At 56.4% G+C, this 21484-nt stretch carries 19 protein-coding genes; 8 read left to right on the forward strand and 11 right to left on the reverse strand.

What is annotated here, in order from left to right; genetic code table 11:
- Window positions 1-373: 373 nt before the first annotated feature.
- From flgL to flgF, 10 genes are all read right to left on the reverse strand, one after another.
- The gene (gene flgL / locus VM163_11065; protein ID HUT04419.1) at window positions 374-2275 is read right to left on the reverse strand and encodes a flagellar hook-associated protein FlgL; all 1902 of its coding nucleotides are present in this window, start codon (window positions 2273-2275) and stop codon (window positions 374-376) included.
- 12 nt (window positions 2276-2287) lie between these two features.
- Entirely contained in the window at window positions 2288-4006 is a 1719-nt protein-coding gene (flgK, locus tag VM163_11070) for a flagellar hook-associated protein FlgK (protein HUT04420.1), read from the reverse strand.
- 19 nt (window positions 4007-4025) lie between these two features.
- Window positions 4026-4544 (reverse strand): flagellar protein FlgN, encoded by a 519-nt coding sequence (locus VM163_11075; GenBank protein HUT04421.1) that lies wholly within the window; start codon window positions 4542-4544, stop codon window positions 4026-4028.
- 108 nt (window positions 4545-4652) lie between these two features.
- Window positions 4653-4979, reverse strand: a complete 327-nt coding sequence (gene flgM, locus VM163_11080) for a flagellar biosynthesis anti-sigma factor FlgM (GenBank protein ID HUT04422.1) — start codon at window positions 4977-4979, stop codon at window positions 4653-4655.
- Window positions 4980-5037: 58 nt separating this feature from the next.
- Entirely contained in the window at window positions 5038-5502 is a 465-nt protein-coding gene (locus VM163_11085) for a rod-binding protein (protein HUT04423.1), read from the reverse strand.
- Window positions 5503-5538: 36 nt separating this feature from the next.
- A complete protein-coding gene (locus VM163_11090; protein HUT04424.1) occupies window positions 5539-6741 on the reverse strand; it encodes a flagellar basal body P-ring protein FlgI in 1203 nt (400 codons plus the stop codon).
- 17 nt (window positions 6742-6758) lie between these two features.
- Window positions 6759-7496 carry a flagellar basal body L-ring protein FlgH gene (locus tag VM163_11095; GenBank protein HUT04425.1) on the reverse strand — a complete coding sequence of 246 codons (738 nt, stop codon included), beginning with the start codon at window positions 7494-7496 and terminating at the stop codon, window positions 6759-6761.
- Between the two features lie 47 nt (window positions 7497-7543).
- Window positions 7544-8269, reverse strand: coding sequence for a flagellar basal body P-ring formation chaperone FlgA (flgA, locus tag VM163_11100; GenBank protein HUT04426.1), 726 nt, complete (start codon window positions 8267-8269; stop codon window positions 7544-7546).
- Between the two features lie 10 nt (window positions 8270-8279).
- Window positions 8280-9065 (reverse strand): flagellar basal-body rod protein FlgG, encoded by a 786-nt coding sequence (gene flgG, locus VM163_11105; GenBank protein ID HUT04427.1) that lies wholly within the window; start codon window positions 9063-9065, stop codon window positions 8280-8282.
- Between the two features lie 54 nt (window positions 9066-9119).
- The gene (flgF, locus tag VM163_11110) at window positions 9120-9848 is read right to left on the reverse strand and encodes a flagellar basal-body rod protein FlgF (protein HUT04428.1); all 729 of its coding nucleotides are present in this window, start codon (window positions 9846-9848) and stop codon (window positions 9120-9122) included.
- Window positions 9849-10230: 382 nt separating this feature from the next.
- On the opposite strand from flgF, the gene VM163_11115 reads away from it, so the two are divergent.
- The 6 genes from VM163_11115 (at window position 10231) to VM163_11140 (ending at window position 17380) form a co-directional block, all read left to right on the forward strand.
- Window positions 10231-11574, forward strand: a complete 1344-nt coding sequence (locus VM163_11115; GenBank protein ID HUT04429.1) for a DUF1015 domain-containing protein — start codon at window positions 10231-10233, stop codon at window positions 11572-11574.
- A 39-nt stretch (window positions 11575-11613) separates the two neighbouring features.
- Complete coding sequence (locus VM163_11120; protein HUT04430.1) at window positions 11614-11856, forward strand: hypothetical protein; 243 nt, start codon at window positions 11614-11616, stop codon at window positions 11854-11856.
- A gap of 13 nt (window positions 11857-11869) precedes the next feature.
- Window positions 11870-12928 carry a FapA family protein gene (locus tag VM163_11125; protein ID HUT04431.1) on the forward strand — a complete coding sequence of 353 codons (1059 nt, stop codon included), beginning with the start codon at window positions 11870-11872 and terminating at the stop codon, window positions 12926-12928.
- A gap of 1 nt (window position 12929) precedes the next feature.
- Window positions 12930-13316 (forward strand): PilZ domain-containing protein, encoded by a 387-nt coding sequence (locus VM163_11130; GenBank protein HUT04432.1) that lies wholly within the window; start codon window positions 12930-12932, stop codon window positions 13314-13316.
- Between the two features lie 191 nt (window positions 13317-13507).
- Complete coding sequence (locus VM163_11135; GenBank protein HUT04433.1) at window positions 13508-15760, forward strand: hypothetical protein; 2253 nt, start codon at window positions 13508-13510, stop codon at window positions 15758-15760.
- Between the two features lie 84 nt (window positions 15761-15844).
- Complete coding sequence (locus VM163_11140) at window positions 15845-17380, forward strand: MlaD family protein (GenBank protein ID HUT04434.1); 1536 nt, start codon at window positions 15845-15847, stop codon at window positions 17378-17380.
- 59 nt (window positions 17381-17439) lie between these two features.
- Here VM163_11140 and VM163_11145 read toward each other — a convergent pair whose 3' ends face one another.
- Window positions 17440-19233, reverse strand: coding sequence for an ABC transporter ATP-binding protein (locus tag VM163_11145; GenBank protein ID HUT04435.1), 1794 nt, complete (start codon window positions 19231-19233; stop codon window positions 17440-17442).
- Between the two features lie 210 nt (window positions 19234-19443).
- Between VM163_11145 and gltX the strand changes: the two genes are divergently transcribed.
- The gene (gene gltX, locus VM163_11150; GenBank protein HUT04436.1) at window positions 19444-20919 is read left to right on the forward strand and encodes a glutamate--tRNA ligase; all 1476 of its coding nucleotides are present in this window, start codon (window positions 19444-19446) and stop codon (window positions 20917-20919) included.
- 59 nt (window positions 20920-20978) lie between these two features.
- The gene (locus VM163_11155; GenBank protein ID HUT04437.1) at window positions 20979-21338 is read left to right on the forward strand and encodes a nucleotidyltransferase domain-containing protein; all 360 of its coding nucleotides are present in this window, start codon (window positions 20979-20981) and stop codon (window positions 21336-21338) included.
- Window positions 21339-21484: the final 146 nt, after the last annotated feature.

The following is a 21484-nucleotide window of genomic DNA, read 5'->3' on the forward strand; positions in this document are numbered from 1 at the left end:
CAGTAAGGGGGAGTCTGCGGATGGACTATCCGCGAGAGGAAAAGATGACAGGCGACAGGCTAGGCCCGCACCCTATCGTCGCTTCCGACTCTCCTTAACGCACTACATCCTTATATTAACAAGATAAGGGCAAGATAAACCGGTTGTCAAGCTGGTTTTTTCGGCCTGAAAGATTGGATTGACGGCCGTCGCACTCGACGGAGGCATCTTTGGAGTGCGGTGGCTTGACACCGCTTTGATTGGTGGTGGCTCGACACCACCTTCTGATCAACAGCCCAGAAGGCTCTGAATGGGACTATTGCGCGCGTGACTGGCGATCGGCAAGGGCCGCGGCGAGCCAAAGCGGCGTCGAGCCGCCGCAGTCCAAGGGGGCTTACAGGTAGTTCAGGAGGGTAACCTGATTCAGTATTCTGGCGCCCACCGCCAACGATGTCTGGTAGGCCAGCTCCTCCTGCTGGAGTTGCGCAATCGCCTCCACCAGATCTACTCCCTGCACCTGGTCAAGCTGTCCCTTCATCAGCGTCTGATAGTCAAGCAGGTTCTTCTGGACCATCTCCATGTATTGCAGCGTGGAGCCGACGAGCGATTCGGTCTTGATGAGATCATTTATGCTGTCATCCAGCGCCGCCGACTCGCTTCTGTCGCACCGGAGGTCAAGCGTGAACGAATCGCCGGCCTCGAGCGTGCCTGGGACCCCGGAGAACGATACCTGGACGCCATCGGCTATCAATATGCTCTCGCCGGAGGAGTACGCCTCGCCAACGTCGATCGTCTTGATGACCTCGCCGGTCGCCTCGTCAGTTACGGTGATCGTCAGGCCGTCAGTCTGGCCGACGAGGCCGCCCTCGTCGCCGACGGTAAAGACCCACGTAGCGTCGTTAGCGCCCGTGTAGTAGCCGTCTCTGCTGACCGATGCGGTGCTGCCGCTAGCCCAGTCAGATGGGCTGAATATCTTGGACTGAGTTACTCCCGCGTCGATGTTCCGCGCCAGACGATTGAGAGTGTCCAACACGGCAGTGCCGTCAGTCTGGCCGCTTGACATACCAAAAAAGCTCTTCAGCGTGTTGGCGCCAGTGCTCAGATCGTTCAGGACGATCTTACCGGGGATGCCCTCGGAGGTAGGCCGAAGCCTGAGATGCCCCTGAGCATCGAAGCTCGCACTTATGAAGACCTCGTCGTCGTGTTGGTCGCCCTCGCCGATGAATAGGCCGGCCTGATCGAGTAGATTTAGAACGTCAGATTGCGTGTATGAGACGCCCTCTGCAAAAGTAATCGTCTTTGTGGTAACCCCATCAGAGATGAGGAACTTCACGTCGCCGCCGCCGGATGCAAGAGGCGTTCCCTGGACCATATCGATAGTCTCGGTCCCAATGACCGTGTCCGCCTGGAGAAATGTGTGCCCGGCCACATTCACATCTACGATGAGGTCATCGCCGATCTTGGACTTCACCGCGCCGCTGTTGCCTACGTACTCGAAGCTTCCATCCGGCGTAAAGATCACTCGGAAGGTCTGCACGCCCAACGCCATGGTCGAGGAGGTCTTGATCCTGATGCCCCTGCCGGTATCTGCCGTCTCGCCGAGGGATACCGTTACTGAGTTTGCCAGATGGTTGTAGCTGGAGAGGTAGGATGTGTCGTCCTTCGAGTTGTCATCGATCTGGACCGACGAGCCATCGGCGTCCTTCAGCAAGACTGTCGCGTTCTCGCCGTCCGAGGTTACCTCGACTGTATAGACGGAGCGCTGAAGTTCAGGAAGGTCGGAGAACTGCGAGCCAATAGTAACATCCTCAACGCCGTCCGGCAGCGAGCCAACCAGCGTGATGTCTCGCTGTAGCCTGACGAACGGCTTGGTCGATGTCTTTGTGCCAGAGAACAGGTAGCGATTGTTCTGGGAGCGGTTGGCCAGTGAGATGAGCTCGTCGATGTAGCCGTTCACGGCTTGTGAAAGGCCTTCTCGTGCTTCGTCCGAAGTGGAGTCGCTCAGGGCTATCATCGCTTTTTCCAGCGACTGCTGAACAAGGTCCGAGCCCTCTTGAATGCTGCTCTGAGTCGTCTGAGACCACGCAGAGGCCATGTTCACGTTCGCCATGTACCCCTCAATCCTCGACACCGCCGTCGTGTACCGGAAAATCCGCGCAAGCCCACTGGGGTCATCAGACGGCTTGTTGACCCTCTTGCCGGATGCTATCTTCAGATTGAGTTCATTGAGCCGTCCGTATTGCTGCTCGGCCCTAGTGAGAAAGTCCTGAACCATCATGTTCCGTGTAACACGCACCTAAAAGCCCTCCTAACCGCCAAGTTCCTGAAGCACCGTGTTGATCATCGAATTGACGACGGACACGAAATAGGCCGCGCTGTTGTAGGCCTGTTGATATACGATGAGGTTCGCCATCTCCTCATCGATCGAGACACCTGCGGTCTGCTGCTTAAGACCATCGTAATAGTTGACGTTGTCCGTCTCCCGGTTCACCTCGAACTCGGCTGAGGCGCTCTCGTTGCCGGCCCGGGTAACGACCGAGTTGAAAAAATCGCCAAACGTCGCCGTCCCGTCATTCAACAACTGCTTATCCGCAAGCATCGAGAGCAACAACGCATTCTCACCGTCCCCAGACGTGAACGTCGCCCCCGCAGCAACGAGCGTTGGGTCTTCCGCAACCGCATCCGCCACCTGAATGTCGGATGAGTCAAATCCCGTAAGCAGGACGTTCACGCCAAGCTGCGCAAGCACACCACCGGTGTCTTTTCCAACCACGAACTCGTGTCCGTCATCGCCGGTGATCTGAAGGCTGTTCTGAGAGATGCTCGCCGTCAAATACGTCGTTGAGGAATTGATCCTGTCCACGACGTCCTGAAGCGAGTCCGTGTTGGGGTCCACCGCAACTGTAACGCTCTGAACTATCTCTCCATCCTGGGTGATCGTGATGTTAAACGTCCCTGCCTCCGAATCGTAGGCCAGGTTCGAGCCGCCCTCGAGATTCAGAGCGTCGTTTAACGCAATCGTTGAGCTATAGACCGAGTAAGCTCCTGTTACGCTCGTCTGGTCCCGAAGGGCAAAACCCATGCTGTGCGCACGGTTGACGGTCTTCAGCAGCGTTGTGGTGAGCTCGTCGAGGTCGGCCATGTAGGAGACGACCATCTCGTCCCGAGCCTCGAGGTCGGCGCCGAGCCTCCCACCGGCTATGCGTGAAGTGATGTTGTGCTGAGAGTTACCGTCGTCGAGGTAAACATCATAAAGGCCGTTGTTGTCAACGTTGTTGCGGCAGACAAGCGTGTTCCGCTGGTCAGCACTGACGAGCGTGCGGTTGTCCCCAACGAAGATAGTTACTCCGCCCCTGTCGTCCTCGAGCATGTTGAAATCAATGAGCTTCGAAAGCTCATCCAGCGCCTCGGACCGGCGGTCAATAAGGTCGTTTGCGTGGGTCATCTCGCCGCCGGATGCGGACGTTATCCCGACGTTGAGCTCGGCTATCTTCTTTGCCAAGTTGTTGATCTGCTCAACGGTTTGGCTGACCTCGTCGTTTGCGAAGGTCCGCTGATCCGAGAACCTGGCGTTCTGCGCGCGGATTGCGCTCGTCAGGCGATCTGCCGTCTGGACCAGGTTCTGCCTCTCTGCGGCGCCTTCAGGGCTGTTGCCAACCTGCTCGCACGACTGCCAGAACTCGGTCAACGTATCGCCAAGATGCTGGGCATTGGTCGAGACGAGCGATTGCTCGATCTCAGAGATGAAGGAGTGCTTTCGCTCAGCGAAAGCCAGCAGACCCTTGTGTAGATTGGCTTTCGATATAGCATACTCGTCGCGGTATTGCATAATCTGCGTGATGTCTGTGCCGGTGCCAATCTGAAGCAAGCCCAGCTGCTCCGGACTGGATGACGAAAACACCGCTGACTGCCGCGAGTAGTTCGGCGTGTTGACGTTGGCGATGTTGTGGCCGCAGATGTTAATCGCCGTTTGCTGGGCCGTGAGGGACCTGACGCCGATATTTAGAAGAGAAAAAATGTCGCTCATTGAGGCGCCTCCTTCACAGCTACAACGTTATTGACGATGTGGGAGACTGTCCACCAGTACTCAGCCGGCCCTTAGAAGAATATGTCGAGGGCGGATTCTGAGGCTGTGTGATCATTCGGACCATGTGTTCAACGTAACCCATGGACTTCTTCAGCAGCTCTTGTGTCCTTAATCCCGACTCGCCGGCGCTTTGGGCCGCGAGTCGGTGCTCCTCAAGCCGGCTCGCCAAGACGCAGGCCCTCTCGTCATCATTTCCCAGAAGGTATCCCGGAAGCTGGTTCATTGTTATCCTGCCGCGATCGATCTCCGCCGTCTCGCAGACAGCTCTCATCGCCTGCTCGGTAGCCTGCGCCGCAGACGAAAGGTCTTTTTGAAGCCCCCGCTTTTTCTTGGTCATGCGGTCAAGAGCTTTCACATCGCCGCTGATCACGAGCTTTCGCTCGGCAGTGAAAAGTTCTGCCAGACTATTGAGGATGGCCGTCTCGGCCTCGATCGATTCGGCCAACTGATCAAATAAGGGGTAGATGGAGGGTAGCACTATATGCTCCTTTCGTCCATTAGTCTGAGACGTCAGTTGGGCTTCGGGACGTTAGGAACCGGCCTAAGTGCTAAACCACCGACAAGTGTGCTCGAGCGAGGTCTGAAATCAGACCTTGATGCTGAGACCGCTCAGTATCTTCTCGGCAATCTTCTCGGCGTCGGGGTTGTACCGACCGCTCTGGATCAGTTTGGAAAGCCTATCAACCTTCTCCTGGCGAACGTCGGGCAACTTCTCAAGGGTCTTCTGAGCCAGTGCACGAAGCTTGGCCTCATCAGAGATGGAGACATTGTCAGACATCTCTTTTGATATCCGCGCTGAAGCATCCTGGTCCATGCCCACATCGCTTGCCTTATTGACCTCCGCCTGCTTGCGACTGTCAACTTTCCGATAAGAATCAACTACCTGGCTTGGTATGTTGCCTTCGATCTTCATCCTATTGTCCAACCTCCTGCACTTTCCCGGTGCCACCACATCCATACTACCAATGTCGTCATCGGTGCGTCAAGCCAGAAACTTTAGCCGATTCTTCACCCATCTTGATCTCCGATTCCTTCTCTCCTCTGTCCGACTGCTCCTCCCGTGTGTTGTTGTTCAATAAATCATTAAAAATCATATCTGCAAGGCCGATACCGCCTGTCTTGCACGCGGCCTGGGCCACTTCATCATCCAACATCGATCTGTATATCTTCTCGGCCGGCGTCTCAGGAAAAAGCGATGATTCGGGCACCGTCTGCCGCATCTGCTTCAACATGTACCCCACGAATATCGCCTCGAACTTCTGGCACGTCTCACGAAGGCTCTTTCGCTCATCCATGTCCAACTCGTGAGAACGCCTCCCGGACGCCTCGACCTCGGACCTCGCCTGCTCCGCTCGTCTAATCACTTGCCGCCAACTTGCGTCCGAGGCGAGCCTGTTCAGGTCAATTAAACCACCCATCGAAAAATTGCCTGCCATAACTGTTCCTTATTCCTCTTTCCTGAAAGTCGCTTATCAGATGATCTTCAGCTCCGCCCGCAGCGCCCCGGCCGCCTTGATCGCCTGGAGAATCGCGATGAGGTCACGAGGCGAGACGCCTATGGCGTTTAAGCCGGCCACCACGTCCTGGATCGTTACTGCCTGGCTCATTAGTAAGAGCCGCTGCTTCTCCTCGTCTATCTTCAGCGTTGTCTGCGGCGTAACAACCGTCTGCCCGGCGGATTCCGGGTAGGGCTGGCTGACCTCCGCCTCGGTCTTGATGACGACATTGAGGTTGCCGTGCGCAATCGCAATCGTGTCAACCTGAACGTCCCGACCGATCACGACCGTCCCCGTTCGCTCATCGATGACAACGCGAGCTGTCGAGTCCGGAACGACCCTCACCGTCTCCAGCTGTGATATGAACTCCACGATGTTGTTACGTAACTCAGTAGGCACGCTAACCTCGACTGCGCCAGCATCTAATGTCCTCGCTGAACCGACAAACTTCTCGTTTATCGCCTCCGCAACCCTTGCGGAGGTTGTGAAATCCTCCTCGTCCAGCTTGATCGTCAGGGCGCTTCGCGCCTCTAGCGTTGCCCTCAGGTTCCTCTCAACCGTGCCGCCGTTGGGGATTCTGCCGACAGTCGGGTGGTTTTTCTGCGCCTTGGCGCCTGCACCCGCAGCCAGAAAGCCGCCGATCGAAACAGGTCCCTGCGCCACGGCGTATATCTTTCCATCTGGCCCGCGAAGCGGCGTCATAAGCAGCGTCCCGCCCTGGAGGCTTGAGGCGTCCCCAAGAGAGGAGACAGTTACGTCCAGCCGTGAGCCTGACCTCGCAAACGCCGGAAGCGTGGACGTCGCTATAATGGCCGCAACGTTCCCGACCTTTATCTTGGTCGCGTCAGCTCTTATCCCAAGCCTGTCCAGCATGTTGGCCAAACTCTGAGTTGTGAACTTCGTCCCAGAAGCGTCCCCCGTCCCGTTTAGCCCTATCACCAAACCGTAACCGATCAGCTGCTGAGACCGCATCCCTTGAATCTGCGCAATATCCTTCAGCCTCACCATGCCGGCGCAGGTCGCACCATTGGTAACTAGAATGACGATCAGCGCAAAAAAGACAGAAGCCCTCAAGGCAACAGAGCAGCTCGTCGGCTCAGCGGCCCGTTTGCACAACCTAGCTTTGAATCCTTGACTGCGAGTCTCAGAACTGGTCCCGATCACGAACTTATCCTCCAAACTGCGCTCCATTGCCACTAAAACGGCCATAAGACTGAAATAAGACGACCGGCCCACCCGGCCCGCTGGTCCTCCGAGACCTGGCCCTTGCCTCCGTAGAATATCCTCGCGTCCGCTATCTTGGTGGAGACGACCGTGTTGTCGGCCTGGATGTCCTCTCTGCGAATTATCCCAGACACAAATATCGTCTCCTTCTCGCTATTGATGCTTATCTCTCGCTGGCCTAGTATCACGAGGTTGCCGTTTGGCAGAGCCCTGACGACCCTAGCGCTTATGGTCGCTACTATCTTGCCCGAACGAGCCGTCTTTCCATCCCCGCTGAACGTCTTGTCGAGGTTCGCGGACAGCAGATTTGACGAATCAAATCCCTTCGTTACCTTGCCCGCTAGCTCGGCCTCCCAACCAAAAAATGATGGGACGCCGGCCTTGATCTCGGATTTCTTGGCGCCCGATGTCGAGGCGCTGTTCTCTGCTGTGGTGTTCTCGACTATCAGGATGGTTATGATGTCGTTCACGCCTCTTGCCCTGGGATCGCTGTAAAACACCCCGAACGGCAGCTGGTCGTTCCAGAGCGAATCAGGTGCGAAGTCATCCTCCCCTGCTGGCTGCGCAGCCGGCAAGACAGGCGCCATCTGCTGTGACATGGAGTCTGCCAAGGCGGTCTGCCGTTTGCTCAACGAACACCCTGAGTAGATAAACAATAGAGCTGAAATAGCCAGCAACATGCCGACTATCTTGAGTGTGAAACCTCTCAATTCCGCCCTCCCTTTCTCTTCATCCCAATTCATCATTGACCCGTCCATTAGTCGCTCCCAACGAGCACAACCACTGTCCCGTCCTCCTGCACAACGCCATAGACCGTCCTTCTTGATGCGATGTTCCTGACCGGAATTAGGTCCCCCGCTCTGCCGTCCTTGAGCGCCTTGCCCAGAGTCGTGATGCGAAGCGATCTGACTCTTACCTCAAGCCTAACGACCGATCTTCTCTTGACCGTCGGGGGCACATACAGCATGTCCGTGGTGAGCATCTTGCCCTTTGGAACACCTCGCTTGAGCATCTTGCCGACTGCAAGTTTCACGTCCAGAACCGGACGTTTTGAGAAGTTGCCCCTGATCTCGCGCTCCCTGAGTAAGACATCGCCAGGGCCAACTACAGAGCCCGCCTTTAAGAGCTGAGCAGCGCAGACGGCCGTCGCACGCGCTGAGACATTTGCTGTTACCCAATATCTTTTCTCGACGCCCCCGTCCCCCAGGGCAGTAACAAGAAACGACAGCCGGCCCAGCTCTCTCGCAGAATTCTCCCGCGAAACGTGTATGCGGCAGACTTTGCCGGGAATCGAGACCTTGGGGACGCGGATGAACTCGATGTTCAGGTTCTCGCGCTTGAGGGCGGTGTTGTTGACTATCTTCTGACGCACGACCGACTCGATCTTGCCCTGTGGGACAACCTCGGCGCAGAGCGTGCTCGCAAGCAAGACTAGCGCAACGCTTGCGCTCAACATAAGGCTGGTCATCTTAAACTCATCCATCGTTACTACCCTATCGCTTCAGGTTGTTGGCCTGGCTCATCATCTCGTCTGTGGTCTGTATCGACTTGGCGTTCAGCTCGTAGGCCCGCTGGGTCATGATCATCTGAACCATCTCATCGACCACAGAAACGTTCGACATCTCCAAAAAGCCCTGGGCTATGCTCCCCCGACCCTCCTCGCCCGGCGTTCCGGTTGTCGGCGCCCCTGACGAATCAGTCTCCCGAAACAAGTTTCTGCCAATTCCACTCAAGCCGCCTGGGTTAGAGAACAGGGCAAGCTCTATCGACCCAACCTCCGTCGGGGAAGTCTGTCCCGGCTGCATCACCGAGACCGTCCCGTCCGATTCGATCGAAACCGATAGCGCATCGGGCGAGATGACAATGTCGGGAGAGAGCTTGTAGCCATCAGGCGTTACGACCGAGCCAGAGCTGTCCATCTGGAACGAGCCGGCTCGCGTGTAGGCCGTGTCGCCATTCGGCATGATCACCTGAAAAAACCCTTTGCCCTCGATCGCTAAGTCCAGCGGCGAGCTGGTGTTCTTCAGGCTTCCTTCGCTGAACTCCCGCTGAGTCGAGACTGCCCGAACGCCGTGCCCCAATTGTATCCCGCTCGGGACCTGTGAGCCCGCCACCGGAGCACCGGGTGAGCGGAGCGTCTCATACATCAGGTCCTGGAACTCAGCTCTCGACTTCTTGAAACCGCCTGTATTGACGTTGGCGAGATTGTTGGAAATCGTATCGATCGTTAACTGCTGCGCCTGCATCCCTGTCGCAGACGTCCAAAGCGATCTTATCATGTTAGCCTCCAGCCAATTACATAAGAAGTTCGCGTTATGATCATTTAGCTATAGTTATTTCAAACTGGGCAGGCTATCGATTGTCCTGCCTATTGTATCGTCCAGAATCGAGCGGATGGTCTTCTGGTGCGCCTCGTAACGCCTCATCTCATCAATCATCGAGACCATCTCCTCGATGACGTTCGCGTTCGACGATTCCAGGAATCTCTGTTGGACCTTCGCACCGGTCGCCTTCTTCGGCTCGGCCTTCTCCGTTCCGTCCACCCAGAGACTGCTTCCCACCTTTTTGAGGACAGACGTGTCGTCGAACGTCATCACTTTCAGCACGCCAATTGAGTTACCATCCGTGAAAACCTCTCCATTTGAATCGATGGTTACTTGTGCCCCAGCCGGGATGCTGAGCTCGCCCTCCTCCGCGAGAACAGACAACCCGTTCTGGTCCATGAGCTTGCCGTCAGGGTCAACCTTGAAATTGCCAGCCCTTGCGTAGCCCTCCTTGTCCCCAAACTGCACCACGAAGAACCCATCGCCATCGAGCGCCAGGTCCAACGAATTGCCGGTGCTCCTCAGCGGCCCCTGCGAGAAATCCGTGGCGGTCCCGCCCACAACGACGCCCGATGGGTCATTGGAGGAGCTCGAGCTGCTCTCTGCAAGGAGCCGGAAAAATGGCGTGTCCTTCTTAAACCCAACCGTGTTTATGTTAGCGAGGTTGTTTGCACGTATTTCGTGCGCCCGTGCCTCGCTCAGAAGTCCTGACGCCGCATCATATAGGCCCTTAATCATCTCTCGAATGCTCCTTAGTATTGTGCTAGCTTGCGGTAACCATCTCAAGCAGATACCGTGCCAGCGTGAGAATAATTGTGCCACATAACGCAGCCAAGCTGCATCCGGAAGGCTCCCGATGATAACTCAACCACACCGCCCAAGATAACCTCACGAGACAATTCCCGAGCAAAACGACATGAGGTTCCGGCAACTTTTTCCCTCTCCTCGCTGCTAATTCGCATCTGAGAGCTTCTTGTTGATAACCATTCTGATGCTGGGATATAGTCATTAGTGGGCTGCGGGTTGCGCACTAGCCATCGGATCGGAAATAATTTCCTCTTCGTGCATGGCAACGCAGAAAGGAGCGCGCAAGTTCACAATTATCGTAGTGGAGGAGTAGATGGCAGAAATACTTCCATTCAGAGGGTATCGCTACAGCCCTGACAAGGTGAGGGCTCTCGACGACGTAATAGCCGACCCCTACGACAAGATAGACGATGAGCTCCGGGAGTTCTATTACGAGAAAAGCCCGCACAATATCGTTAGGATCATCAAGGGCAAGACATACCCAAAGGACACAAAAGACAATAATCAATACGTCCGAGCCGCGGGCTTCCTCGACGCCTGGATACGCGAGGGGATACTTCAGCGGGACCAAAGCCCCTGCATATATATCTACGACCAGGAGTATGTTGTCCCGGGGGCCGGGACCACGAGGACAAGAAAGGGGTTCGTTGCCCTTTTCCGGCTGATGTCCTACGAGGAGGGCGGCGTCAAACCTCACGAGCAGACGCTGGCAGGTCCCAAGGCCGACAGATTGAACCTGATGCGCGCCACGAGAGCCCAGTTTGGCCAGATTTTCATGCTCTACCCGGACCCGGACAACCTAGTGAACAATCTTCTGGACGAGGGGCGCTCCGCACGCCAGCCCCTAGTGGCCAAGGACCGCTTCTCAGACCTGCACAAGGTCTGGCCCGTCAGCGACCCAAGCATGATCGGCGAGCTGCAGAAGCTGATGCTTGATAAGCAGGTTTTCATAGCGGACGGGCATCACCGTTACGAGACTGCGCTCGCTTTCAGGGATGAGATGCGAGGCAAGGTCAGCCAGACGGACGATTTCGAGACGATCGAAAGCCGCATGATCACTTTCGTGAGCTTCGATGATCCGGGCCTTCTAGTCCTTCCCACGCATCGGCTTGTCAGCGATGTAAAGAGCTTTGATGCGATGGCTTTGATTGAGAACCTGAAGCAGTTTTTCGAGCTGGAGTCGCTGCCGTTTTCGGACGCTTCGTCACGAGAGACCGCACAGCGCAAGACAATGGAGATACTCCATCGCGCCTCGCCGAAGGGCCACGTGTTCGGCGTGCTATTAGCTGGGCAGAAGCAGTTTCTGGTGGCGAGGCTTAAAGATGAGAGCTGGCTGGATGAGATGCTGGCGGGGGCTGGGTCCGAGGAGTTTAGGCGGCTGGACGTCGTCATTCTCTCGACTCTGATTCTTGAGAGAATGCTGGGGATTACAAAAGAGGACCTGACCAGCGAGCGGAACGTCCAATACCTACGCGATGTGGGCGAGGGCGTTAAGTCGATCATCGGCGGCGAAGGTCAAGCCCTCTTCGTGCTGAATCCAACCAAGGCGAGGCAGGTCCGAAATGTCGCCTCGGCTGGTGTGCGGATGCCTCAGAAATCGACGGACTTTTATCCGAAGCTTGTAACGGGTCTTGTGCTTAACAAGCTTACACTTTAATCCGAATAAGTATCTATAAGGGTAACTTTAGGTGATGCCATGATGACGTTTTTCAAGGTGCTTGGGATATTGACCGCCGCGGTTCTCGGCGTTGTGGTTCTGTTGTTCGTAGTCTTGCCGGTCATTGCATTCTGTCTGGGTCTTTGCTGGACGGTGCTTTGGGGACTTGCGGGTCTTTTGGTTTTTGCTCTCAAGATCGCGATATTCATCGGGCTGGTTCTGTTCGTTGCCTTTCTTTTATTGCGGCTGATTGCCAAGGGGCTCGAGCTGATTCTCTATTAAGGGGGCTTATTGCATGGAGGCTCCGTTGCTTGTCGAGGGTAACGTTGACATAAGATACGGCGATGTCGAGGCTCCCGGCAGTGTCGTGGTCAGGGGAGACGTGCGCTCAGGACGCTCGGTCTCGGCAAAGGGCTCGATCACCATCCACGGGGTGGTCGAGGCTGCCACCATAGTCGCTGAGGGCGATGTGTCGGTTCAGCACGGGGTCGCCGGCCGCTCCAAGGGAAGCATCAGCGCACAGGGCAAGATAACGCTCGGCTATGTGAGCGAGGCTAAGCTCGACTCGAAGTCCGGGATCGTAATCGGCTCGTCCGCCATGAACAGCACACTGCTGACCGACGGGGATGTCGTCATTGAGGGCGATGGAGTGCTTGTCGGCGGAGTCGTGATGGCCGCTGGAAACCTGACAGCAGGTAGAGTGGGTCACAAGGGAGTCGATCTGTGGGAGAAAGGCGTGGCTAAGCACATTGTGGAGAAAACCACCATCATGCTCGGGTTTCCGCCTAACCTCCGCAAACGTCTCATGGAGTCCCGGCCGCAGCTTTCGCTGGCCGAGAAGTCAGGGCGCGCGGCGGCAAGAAACGTCCAGTATCTCCTGTCCCGCGGGGTCCCGGAGGTGGACGAAACCACTTCAGAACGGCTGATGTTTCTGGCGAAGGCGCCTGTATCTGTGGCTTTTCTGCTGGGCAAAGGAGCTAAGGCGGCCGCCGCCGTTAACGAGGAGCTCCGAATGATGCTGGCTGACATTGCGCAAGAGCTGCCGTTGCCACACAACGTGTCCGCAAGTGAGCATTCCGCACTTCAAGACCTTAGTCTGCACCTGTATCACCTTTTCGCTGCAAACGACTTCGTGATCGATGTTCATAAGGATATTGAGGCGCTGTTGGGCAGCCCCAAGCTCAACAAGAACGCGGCGTTTTACGCGCGAGATACCGTCTATAAGGGCGTGGAGCTGACAATAGGCTTTGCAGAGTTGGCGGTGGACCAGCTGATGGGCGGGACCGTCTTCAAGCTCGCGGGCGACGAGATCGTGGCGGAACCCTGGACTGAAGGAGCTGTTGCGGAGGTGTAAGGTGAGCGACGAGACGGAACAGACCAGCAAACAGAGAAGAGACTTCTTTCGGAGGCAGATGGCGCTGCCGGTTGGCGCAAAGCTCTTTGCCCTCCCCGGCCACACCGAACTGCCGCCCGAGAGGGACTTAGCGGTGAAAACCGTCAATCTGAGCGCCGGCGGCGTCCTACTTCTGGCAACGGGACCTACGCCGGCGGCCGAGCTGCTTTGCGAGGGAGCTCTAATTGACCTCTCGGTTTCTAGCTTCGGCTCACCCCTGCCAATCAGGCTTTTAGGTCGCGTCGTGAGAGTAGAAGACCCCGGCCCGGACGAGCTACGCTTCGCCGTCGAGTTCATTCTCATCACTCCTAGCGAGGCCGACGCGATCGTCCGGAAAGTCTCGCTTTAGCCGGCTGATAAACAGCGGCTTCAATTCTAGCGCCTTGCACGAATCTGCTTTCCGACAAACCAAAAGTATGTATGATTGAGCTACCTAAGCTCTTGCACATGATGAACGTTTGGTGACGTGATGGATCGGATGCCGAGGGAGAAGGGGCGCCGCAACGCGGAAAGAGAGGAAGAGGAATAAGGAAGAGAAGGATGAATAGGATCGTTCTGCTGGTGACGGTGGTGGTCCTGGCGACGACGACGGCGGGAACGTTCGCGGCGGATAGGTGGATTAACTACACCGCTGGCAAGTATGTACGGGCAATCGCTTGCGAGAACGAACGATATGTATTGTGTGCAACTTCAGGTGGCGTCGCTCGTTTTGACATCACTACCGGTCAGAAGACCGTTTATACGAGAGCAGACGGCTTGGCCTGCAACGACGCGCGTGCCATTGCCATAGGTTCCAAGGGGGATAAGTGGTTTGGGACATACAATGGCGGCGTCAGCGTCCTCCACGCCGACGGCAGCTGGACGACCTACAACAATGCCAACAGCGGCCTGGCCGACAACTATATGCGGGCCATTGCTATAGATATGGCGGACAGCAAATGGTTCGGGACCTTGTACGGGGGCGTCAGCGTCTTCCATTCTGATGGTAGTTGGACAACCTACGACACCCACAACAGCGCTCTGGTAGATGACTGTGTCTGTGCCATTGCCACAGAGACCAATGGCAACAAGTGGTTTGGGACGGTTGAGGGTGCTTGCGTCCTCCATTCTGATGGCAGCTGGACAACCTACGACACCCACAACAGCGGCTTGGCCTCTAAGTTCGTGTCGGACATTGCCATTGATGCAGCAGGCAACAAGTGGTTCGGCACCTATTATGGCGGCGTCAGCGTCCTTCACGCTGATGGCAGCTGGACGACTTACAGCACTGGCAACAGCGGTCTGGCTGACTACCGTGTGTTGGCTATTGCCATAGATGCCGATGGCAACAACTGGTTCGGGACCTATTATGGCGGCGTCAGCGTCCTCCACGCTAACGGCAGCTGGACAACCTACGACACCGACAACAGCGCCCTGGCCGATAACGAGGTGCATGCCATTGCCATAGATGGCGATGGCAATAAGTGGTTCGCAGCCGGCTGGGCCAGCGGTCCCAGCGTCCTCCGTTCTGATGGGAGCTGGACGATTTGCAGCCCTGACAACAGTGGCCTGGCCGATAACTGGGTGCTTGCCATTACCATAGATGCCGATGGCAACAAATGGTTTGGGACATACTGGGGCGGCGTCAGCGTCCTTCACGCTGATGGCAGCTGGACAACTTACAGCGTTCGCAAGAGCGGTCAGGTTTACGATAGTGTGTTTACCATCGCCATAGATACCAACGGCAACAAGTGGTTCGGGAATTGGTACGGCGTCAGCGTCCTTCACGCTGATGGCAGCTGGACAACTTACAGCCGGGACAATAGCGGTCTGGCCGATAACGAGGTGTCTTCCATTGCGATAGACACGGCTGGCAGCAAATGGTTCGGGACCTCGTACGGCGGCGTCAGCGTCCTCCACGCGGATGGCAGCTGGACGACTTACAGCCCTCACAGCAGCGGTCTAGCCGACAACGGAGTCGGGGCGATTGCCATAGACCCCGACGGCAACAAGTGGTTCGGCACGGGCGAAGGCGTCAGCGTCCTACACGCTGATGGCACTTGGAAAACCTACAACACCGACAACAGCGGTCTGGCCGACAACTGGGTCCAAGCCGTTGCCATAGATGGCTATGGCAACAAGTGGTTCGGCACCTATTATGGCGGCGTCAGCGTCCTCCACGCGGATGCCAGCTGGACAACTTACAACACCGCTAACAGCGGGTTGGCTGCTGATCGTGTGAATGCAGTCGCGGCAGACGCGGCCGGCAACAAGTGGTTCGGCACCTCGCTTATTCTGATACCTGACGGTGCCGTCAGCGTTTTGCACCATGATGGCAGCTGGACAACTTACAATACCGATAACAGCGGTTTGGCCGGCAACGAGGTGGGGGCGATTGCCATAGATGCCACAGGAAACAAGTGGTTCGGGACATTATACGGTGCGTGCATCCTGACTCAGATGCCGGTAGTGTCCGTTTCAATCAACCAGTCCCTCTATCATGTCGGCGAGCGAATGGTTGTCGAGGCCAGTTTGCAGAATCCGGGGCCGGCGATAACGGTCGATATCTACCTGGGCGTTGGCCTGCCTGATGGTACTTCCCTGTCTTGGCCGGGCTTCACGCCGGGATTGGCGCCAGCTTATGATAACTTCATTATTCCTGATAGCTTCTCCTTCGGACCCTCGGTGATTCTTGAGATGAACCTGCCCGCGCTCTCGACCGGCGACTATTTCTGGTTTGCCGCAATGACTAAGCCTGAGTATGCCTCGCAGACTGTGGGTGAAGTCTCTATCGCCTCGTGGAGGTTTGAGTAAGGACTTGGAATCCGCTTTCAGTGCGATCAGAAGTACGTATGATTGAACCGACAGGTCTTGCTTAATCATTGCTGAGTGGATTCAATGGAACGAACGCTGAAAGAGAAAAGCTTGGCCCTCAAGGTGGGGATTTTTGCCGTCATCGGCATTGCCATCCTGTTCTATCTGAGCATCCGTGTCGGCGAGATATCACTCACAAAGCGGGAGGACAGGATCGACGTTTACGTCGTGTTTGATACGGTCGGTGGGCTTGAGGAGAAGGCCGAGGCCCGTCTGGCGGGCGTCGTAATTGGCCGTGTCACGCGAATATACCTGCGAAACGGCAAGGCCGCGGTCGAGGCGGCAGTCGATCGCTCGGCGCAGCTGCGAGTGGACGCGACGGCGAGAATAACTGTGCAATCGATGGTCGGCGCATCCTATCTAGAGTTCTTACCTGTCTCCGCTACTGCCGCTTTGGCTGAGGAGGGCACAGAGTTCAGGGGCGAAGTGTCGCCCGGCTTCGCTGAGCTCGCTGGCAGCACGACCTCGCTCATGACCAAACTCAGCCTCATAGCCGACGACATGAAGCTCGTCTCCGAATCGGTCAAGAACGTCATTGGCACCCAGCAGGGCGAGCAGCAGTTGAAGGGCATACTTCAGAAGCTCGACCAGGCTACCTCGAACATGAACCTGATGATCGTCCAGAACAGGCAGGATGTAGATAAGGCCGTCGTGGCCATTCGCGAGTTTGCGGAGACGCTCCGCGACATGACGCCTGCCGTCCTGCACAAGGTCGAGCAGCTCGCCGATAGGGCCAATTCTATGGTCTCGAGCAACCAGGCGGAAGTCAGGGAGATGATGAAGAAACTGAACGCCGCCTCGGGGCGCCTCAACGAAGTTCTGGCGGACGTTCAGGACATCACCAAGAGCGTCAAGGAGGGCAAGGGCACAATCGGCAAGCTCATAGCCGAAGACACCGTCCATCAGGAGCTTACCAACACGCTCTCCGAGTTCCGCCAGACAATGAGCTCGGCGAAGGACTTTCTGGACAAGACCAGTCAGATCAAGGCCTATCTTGGCTACCGCGGCGAGTACCTGACTGACGAGGCGGAGTTCAAGAACTACGTAACCGTGAAGCTTGAGCCGCGCGAGGGCAGGTATTTCCTCTTCGAGTTGGCCAACGACCCCTATGGCAAGGAGAAGACCGTGGAGGAGTACAAGGTCACCGAGACGGTTACGGAGGAGGGCGGGCTCGTCAAACTCGTGAGAACGCACAAATACTCCGAGACGACCAGGAAGGAAAAAAGGGCGCTCTTCAGCCTTCAATACGCGAGGCGCTTTGGGCCGGTGACGTTCAGGGGTGGTCTGATAGAATCGGAGGGTGGCTTTGGCACAGACCTGAACCTGATGAACGACCGCCTGGCGCTGTCGTTGGATGCGTTTGATTTTGACGAGGACGACTACGACCCGCACCTGAAGTTCACAGGCCGGTTCGATATATACAAGTCGTTTTACATCACCGCTGGCGTTGACCAGATTCTGAACGAGCAGCGCCGCTCGTTCTACGCGGGGCTTGGCCTGATGTTCCGTGAGGACGACATCAAGTATATCTTCAGCCAGATGCCCACTAGCGGGTTCTAAGGCTGGCAGGAGGGTCAAAACCGGCTGGATGCGCCAGCACGGCTGCCGTATTCTGATCTTCAGGTCAGCGGGCCCGGCTGCCGGAACTGTAGGTCATAGAGTCGCTTGTAGGCGCCGGCTTTTTTCATCAGCGCTGCGTGTGTGCCCTCCTCAACGATGCGACCCTTCTCCAGGACGAGTATCTTGTCGGCGGCCCGGATAGTGGAGAGTCGGTGGGCAATAATCAGCACCGTCCTGTTCTTGACGAGGTTCATGATCGCATCCTGAACCAGCATCTCGGCCTTTGAATCAAGCGATGATGTCGCCTCATCCAGGAGTAGGATCGGCGGGCTTTTCAGTATGGCACGTGCGATCGACAGCCGCTGCCTCTCGCCCCCGGAGAGCCGCGAGCCTGCCTCCTGGATGTTCGTGTCATAACCATTGGGCAGCGATGTGATGAACTCGTGAGCGTGGGCAGCCTTGGCCGCCGCGATGACCTTCTCCTCCGGGAAGTCCATACGGCCGTAGGCGATGTTGTTGCGAACAGTGTCGTTAAAAAGAATTACCTCCTGCGTCACGATGCCGATCTGCGACCTGAGCGATTTGATCGTGGCCTTCCTGATGTCTAAGCCATCTACCTCGATTGCGCCCTGTGTGGGGTCGTAGAACCGGGGCAAGAGGTTGGCGATGGTTGTCTTGCCGGCCCCGCTCTCACCGACCAGCGCCACGATGCGGCCCACTGGTATCTCGAAGCTGACGTTCCGCAAGACGAGCTCGTGGTCGTAGGCAAATGAGACGTTAACAAAGGCGATGCCCTTTGATATGACGGGCAGCTGGATTGCATCCGGCGCCTCGACAACCTTGGGCTTGGTATCCATTATCTCGAAGACACGCTCAGCCGCCCCAAAAGCCCTCTGGATGTTCACGTTTATCCTGCTTAGTTTCTTAGCTGGCTCGTATATAGCGAACAGCGCGACAAGCATCGCTGTCAGCTCCCCAGCAGTTATAGTGCCGCCGGCGACCTGGTAGCCACCGATTACGAGGACGATCGCAGCACCTATCACGCCGATAAACTGCACCAAAGGGCTAGAAAGCGCTGAGACACGGGCGGCGCGCATCAGGACGCCAAAGTACTTCATCGCTTGTTTGTAGAACCGGTTGACCTCGAACCTCTCCATGCCGAACGCCTTCACCACGCGGGCGCCCGAGATTGCCTCGTGCATCAGCTGCGTTACGTCGGCTATTTTGTTCTGTGCTTGCTTGCTCGTGCGCCTCATCTTTCTGCCCAAGTGCAGGATCGGGATTGCGAGAATGGGGAACAGAGCAAAGGCGAGCAGCGAGAACTTCCAGCTAGTATAGAAGGCAAAGATCAGAAGCCCCACAATCTTGAAGAAGCTCTGCACGAGGTCGGCGAGGTCTCTTGTAACAAGGTCTCGCAGTTTCGAGATGTCATTGATGATCCGAGATATGAGTGCGCCGGTCGATTCCCTCTGGAAAAAACCGAGGGACAGGGCGTGAATGTGTTCGTAAAGCTCGCAGCGGATGTCTCGCACGACGTTGTGGCCGACAAACTTGATGAGGTATGTGGACATATAGCCCATGACGCAGATAATCAGGCCGAGTGTGACGAGCGAAAGCGCAATCAGTGGGATTAGGCTTGCCTGTTTGGCGACGAGCACGTCGTCAATGAATGGTTTGAGTCGCGAGATGAGCCCGACATTCGCCCCGGCGAGAATGCTCGAGGCCACGATGGCAACCACGAGCCTGAACGTATAGGGCTTTGCATAGGCCAGAATACGCCCATACATCCCTCCGAAGTTGCGGAGTGCGAGTTTGCCGCTGGTGGCCAAGTTGGTGTCGTTCTGACTGGACAATCTGTCCCTTACCTGAAGTTCATGGCGAAACTTACTGCACTGCCTTCCCAAGACCGCGTTATAGGATAAAACATACCATAACCGGAGGAGGTTGCCAGCAGGGCCAATTGACTCAACGGGTAGCCTTGCCATACGATCTGCTTCAGACGTGAGGCATTCAAAGGATACTCTCACGAGGCGCTTTACAGCATACTCACAGTAGGGATGCAGATGACAGAGAACGTTCGTGTCAGATTCGCTCCATCGCCGACAGGTTATCTCCACGTTGGCGGGGCGAGGACAGCGCTATTCAACTGGCTGTTCTCCAAAAAACGAGGCGGCAAGTTTGTGCTCAGGATCGAGGACACCGACCTCGCCCGTTCCGAAAAGAAGATGGTTGACGAGATTCTGGAGTCGCTGAGGTGGCTGGGGCTTGATTGGGACGAGGGCCCGTTCTATCAGTCGGAGCGATTCGGCCTTTACGACGGCGCTGTCGAGAAGCTTCTGGCCGACGGGAAGGCCTACTATTGCTTCTGCGACGTTGAGAAGCTTAGGTCCATGAGAGAGGAAGCGCGCAAGAGGGGCAGGGCTTTTCGATACGACCGCAGATGTCTGAACCTCCCGGAGCACGAGAAACAAGGGCTGCTTGCCCAGGGCGTTCCGAAGGCGGTTCGCTTCTTTGTCCCTGAGGGCACAACTACGATAACAGATGCTGTGCACGGAGCTGCCACGTTCGAGCACAAGGAGATCGGCGACTTAGTCATCAAGAAGGCGGACGGCTCGCCGACCTATCAGCTCGCGGTCGTCGTTGACGACCATGACATGAGGATAACCCACGTTATCCGCGGCGATGACCATTTTAGCAACGTTCCCAAACAGGTGATGCTGTTCGAGGCCCTGGGATACGAACCACCGCAATTTGCGCACGTCCCGCTGATACTCGCGTCCGACAGGACAAAACTTAGCAAGCGAAACGCCGCGGTGGCGGTCTCGGATTACCGGGACTCGGGCTTCATGCCCGATGCGGTCAGGAACTTCCTCGCGCTTCTTGGCTGGTCGCCCGGGGACAACAGAGAGGTCATGACGCTTGACGAGCTGATCGATGCGTTCAGCCTTGATGGCATCAGCAGGTCAAATGCGGTGTTCGACGTCAAGAAGTTGGAGTGGATGAACTGTGAATACATCAAGAGTCTGGGGCCGAGCGAGCTATCCAGTCGCGTCAAGCCGCTGCTGCTTCGCTCCGGTCTGATAGACGACGATTTCGCGGCCAAGAACGCCGACTGGATCGAGAGGATACTTGTCCTCTTACAGGAGCGCGTGCGGAAGCTCACGGACTACCCAGACGCTGCGCGATATTTCTTCACGCCCGACTTCGAGTATGACGAAAAAGGTGTGCGCAAGCATTTCAAGAGCCCTCAGATTATCGACGTGCTGACGCGCCTTAAGCAGCGATTTGAGGCCGCCGAGGACTTGTCGCTGGAGACGATCGAAACAACTATTCGGGGCCTCGCTGACGAGCTCGGGACCGTAGCGGGAAAGGTCATCCACCCGACGAGGCTTGCCTGCACGGGTTGCACCGTCGGCCCCAGTCTCTTTCATCTCCTTGAGGTCCTCGGGAAGGAAAGGGTGCTCGAAAGGCTCGACAATGCGATAGAGTTTCTCAAGAGCGATGTCAACGATGGAAAACCTGAGGCGTCCGAGGAGTAAGCCACCGGACTAGCTCATCGATTAGTTTAAGATAGTGTGAGGCCTGGAAGAAGGAGACGATGAGGATACCAACTCAGGTGCAGCAGCATGGAGAGCTGATACCGCGGCAGACCATAGATGCTATCATCCAGGCTATAGCCGAGACGTTTTCGCCACAACAGATTGTCCTTTTTGGGTCGTATGCATCTGGCCAACCCGCGCCGGACAGTGATCTAGACCTTTTGATCGTTATGAACAGCGATCTCCCTCGGCACAAAAGGGGCGTCCCTATAATGCTTCTGTTTCGTCCAATTCCGTGCTCAATAGAGGTCCTGGTTTACACCCCTGAAGAGGTCGCCAAATGGAAGGGCACGACAAATCACATCATTACGGAAGCGTATCGATCAGGTAAGGTAGTGTATGAGCGGACCAAACCATGAATTAGCAGGAGTTTTCGTGTTTTCGGGGAGAGGAGTGTTGGGTTGCAGGCCGCAAGGCGGTGATTTGGGTGTGCGAGAAGTGGAATCGGTGAGCTGGACGCCGCCAGCCCCAACGGGGCTGAATGTGAGTAGCCCCACGTGCAACG

Source organism: bacterium (assembly GCA_035527515.1).
GTDB lineage: Bacteria > B130-G9 > B130-G9 > B130-G9 > B130-G9 > B130-G9.

Excerpts from the sequence above, each read along its gene's own strand:
- VM163_11135 (HUT04433.1), top strand. The coding sequence starts at position 13,508 with ATGAATAGGATCGTTCTGCTGGTGACGGTGGTGGTCCTGGCGACGACG.
- VM163_11140 (HUT04434.1), top strand. The coding sequence starts at position 15,845 with ATGGAACGAACGCTGAAAGAGAAAAGCTTGGCCCTCAAGGTGGGGATT.
- VM163_11115 (HUT04429.1), top strand. The coding sequence starts at position 10,231 with ATGGCAGAAATACTTCCATTCAGAGGGTATCGCTACAGCCCTGACAAG.
- VM163_11155 (HUT04437.1), top strand. The coding sequence starts at position 20,979 with ATGAGGATACCAACTCAGGTGCAGCAGCATGGAGAGCTGATACCGCGG.
- flgG (HUT04427.1), bottom strand. The coding sequence starts at position 9,065 with ATGATAAGATCGCTTTGGACGTCTGCGACAGGGATGCAGGCGCAGCAG.
- flgF (HUT04428.1), bottom strand. The coding sequence starts at position 9,848 with ATGATTAAGGGCCTATATGATGCGGCGTCAGGACTTCTGAGCGAGGCA.
- flgA (HUT04426.1), bottom strand. The coding sequence starts at position 8,269 with ATGGATGAGTTTAAGATGACCAGCCTTATGTTGAGCGCAAGCGTTGCG.
- flgK (HUT04420.1), bottom strand. The coding sequence starts at position 4,006 with ATGAGCGACATTTTTTCTCTTCTAAATATCGGCGTCAGGTCCCTCACG.
- VM163_11125 (HUT04431.1), top strand. The coding sequence starts at position 11,870 with ATGGAGGCTCCGTTGCTTGTCGAGGGTAACGTTGACATAAGATACGGC.
- gltX (HUT04436.1), top strand. The coding sequence starts at position 19,444 with ATGACAGAGAACGTTCGTGTCAGATTCGCTCCATCGCCGACAGGTTAT.
- flgM (HUT04422.1), bottom strand. The coding sequence starts at position 4,979 with ATGAAGATCGAAGGCAACATACCAAGCCAGGTAGTTGATTCTTATCGG.
- VM163_11085 (HUT04423.1), bottom strand. The coding sequence starts at position 5,502 with ATGGCAGGCAATTTTTCGATGGGTGGTTTAATTGACCTGAACAGGCTC.
- VM163_11120 (HUT04430.1), top strand. The coding sequence starts at position 11,614 with ATGATGACGTTTTTCAAGGTGCTTGGGATATTGACCGCCGCGGTTCTC.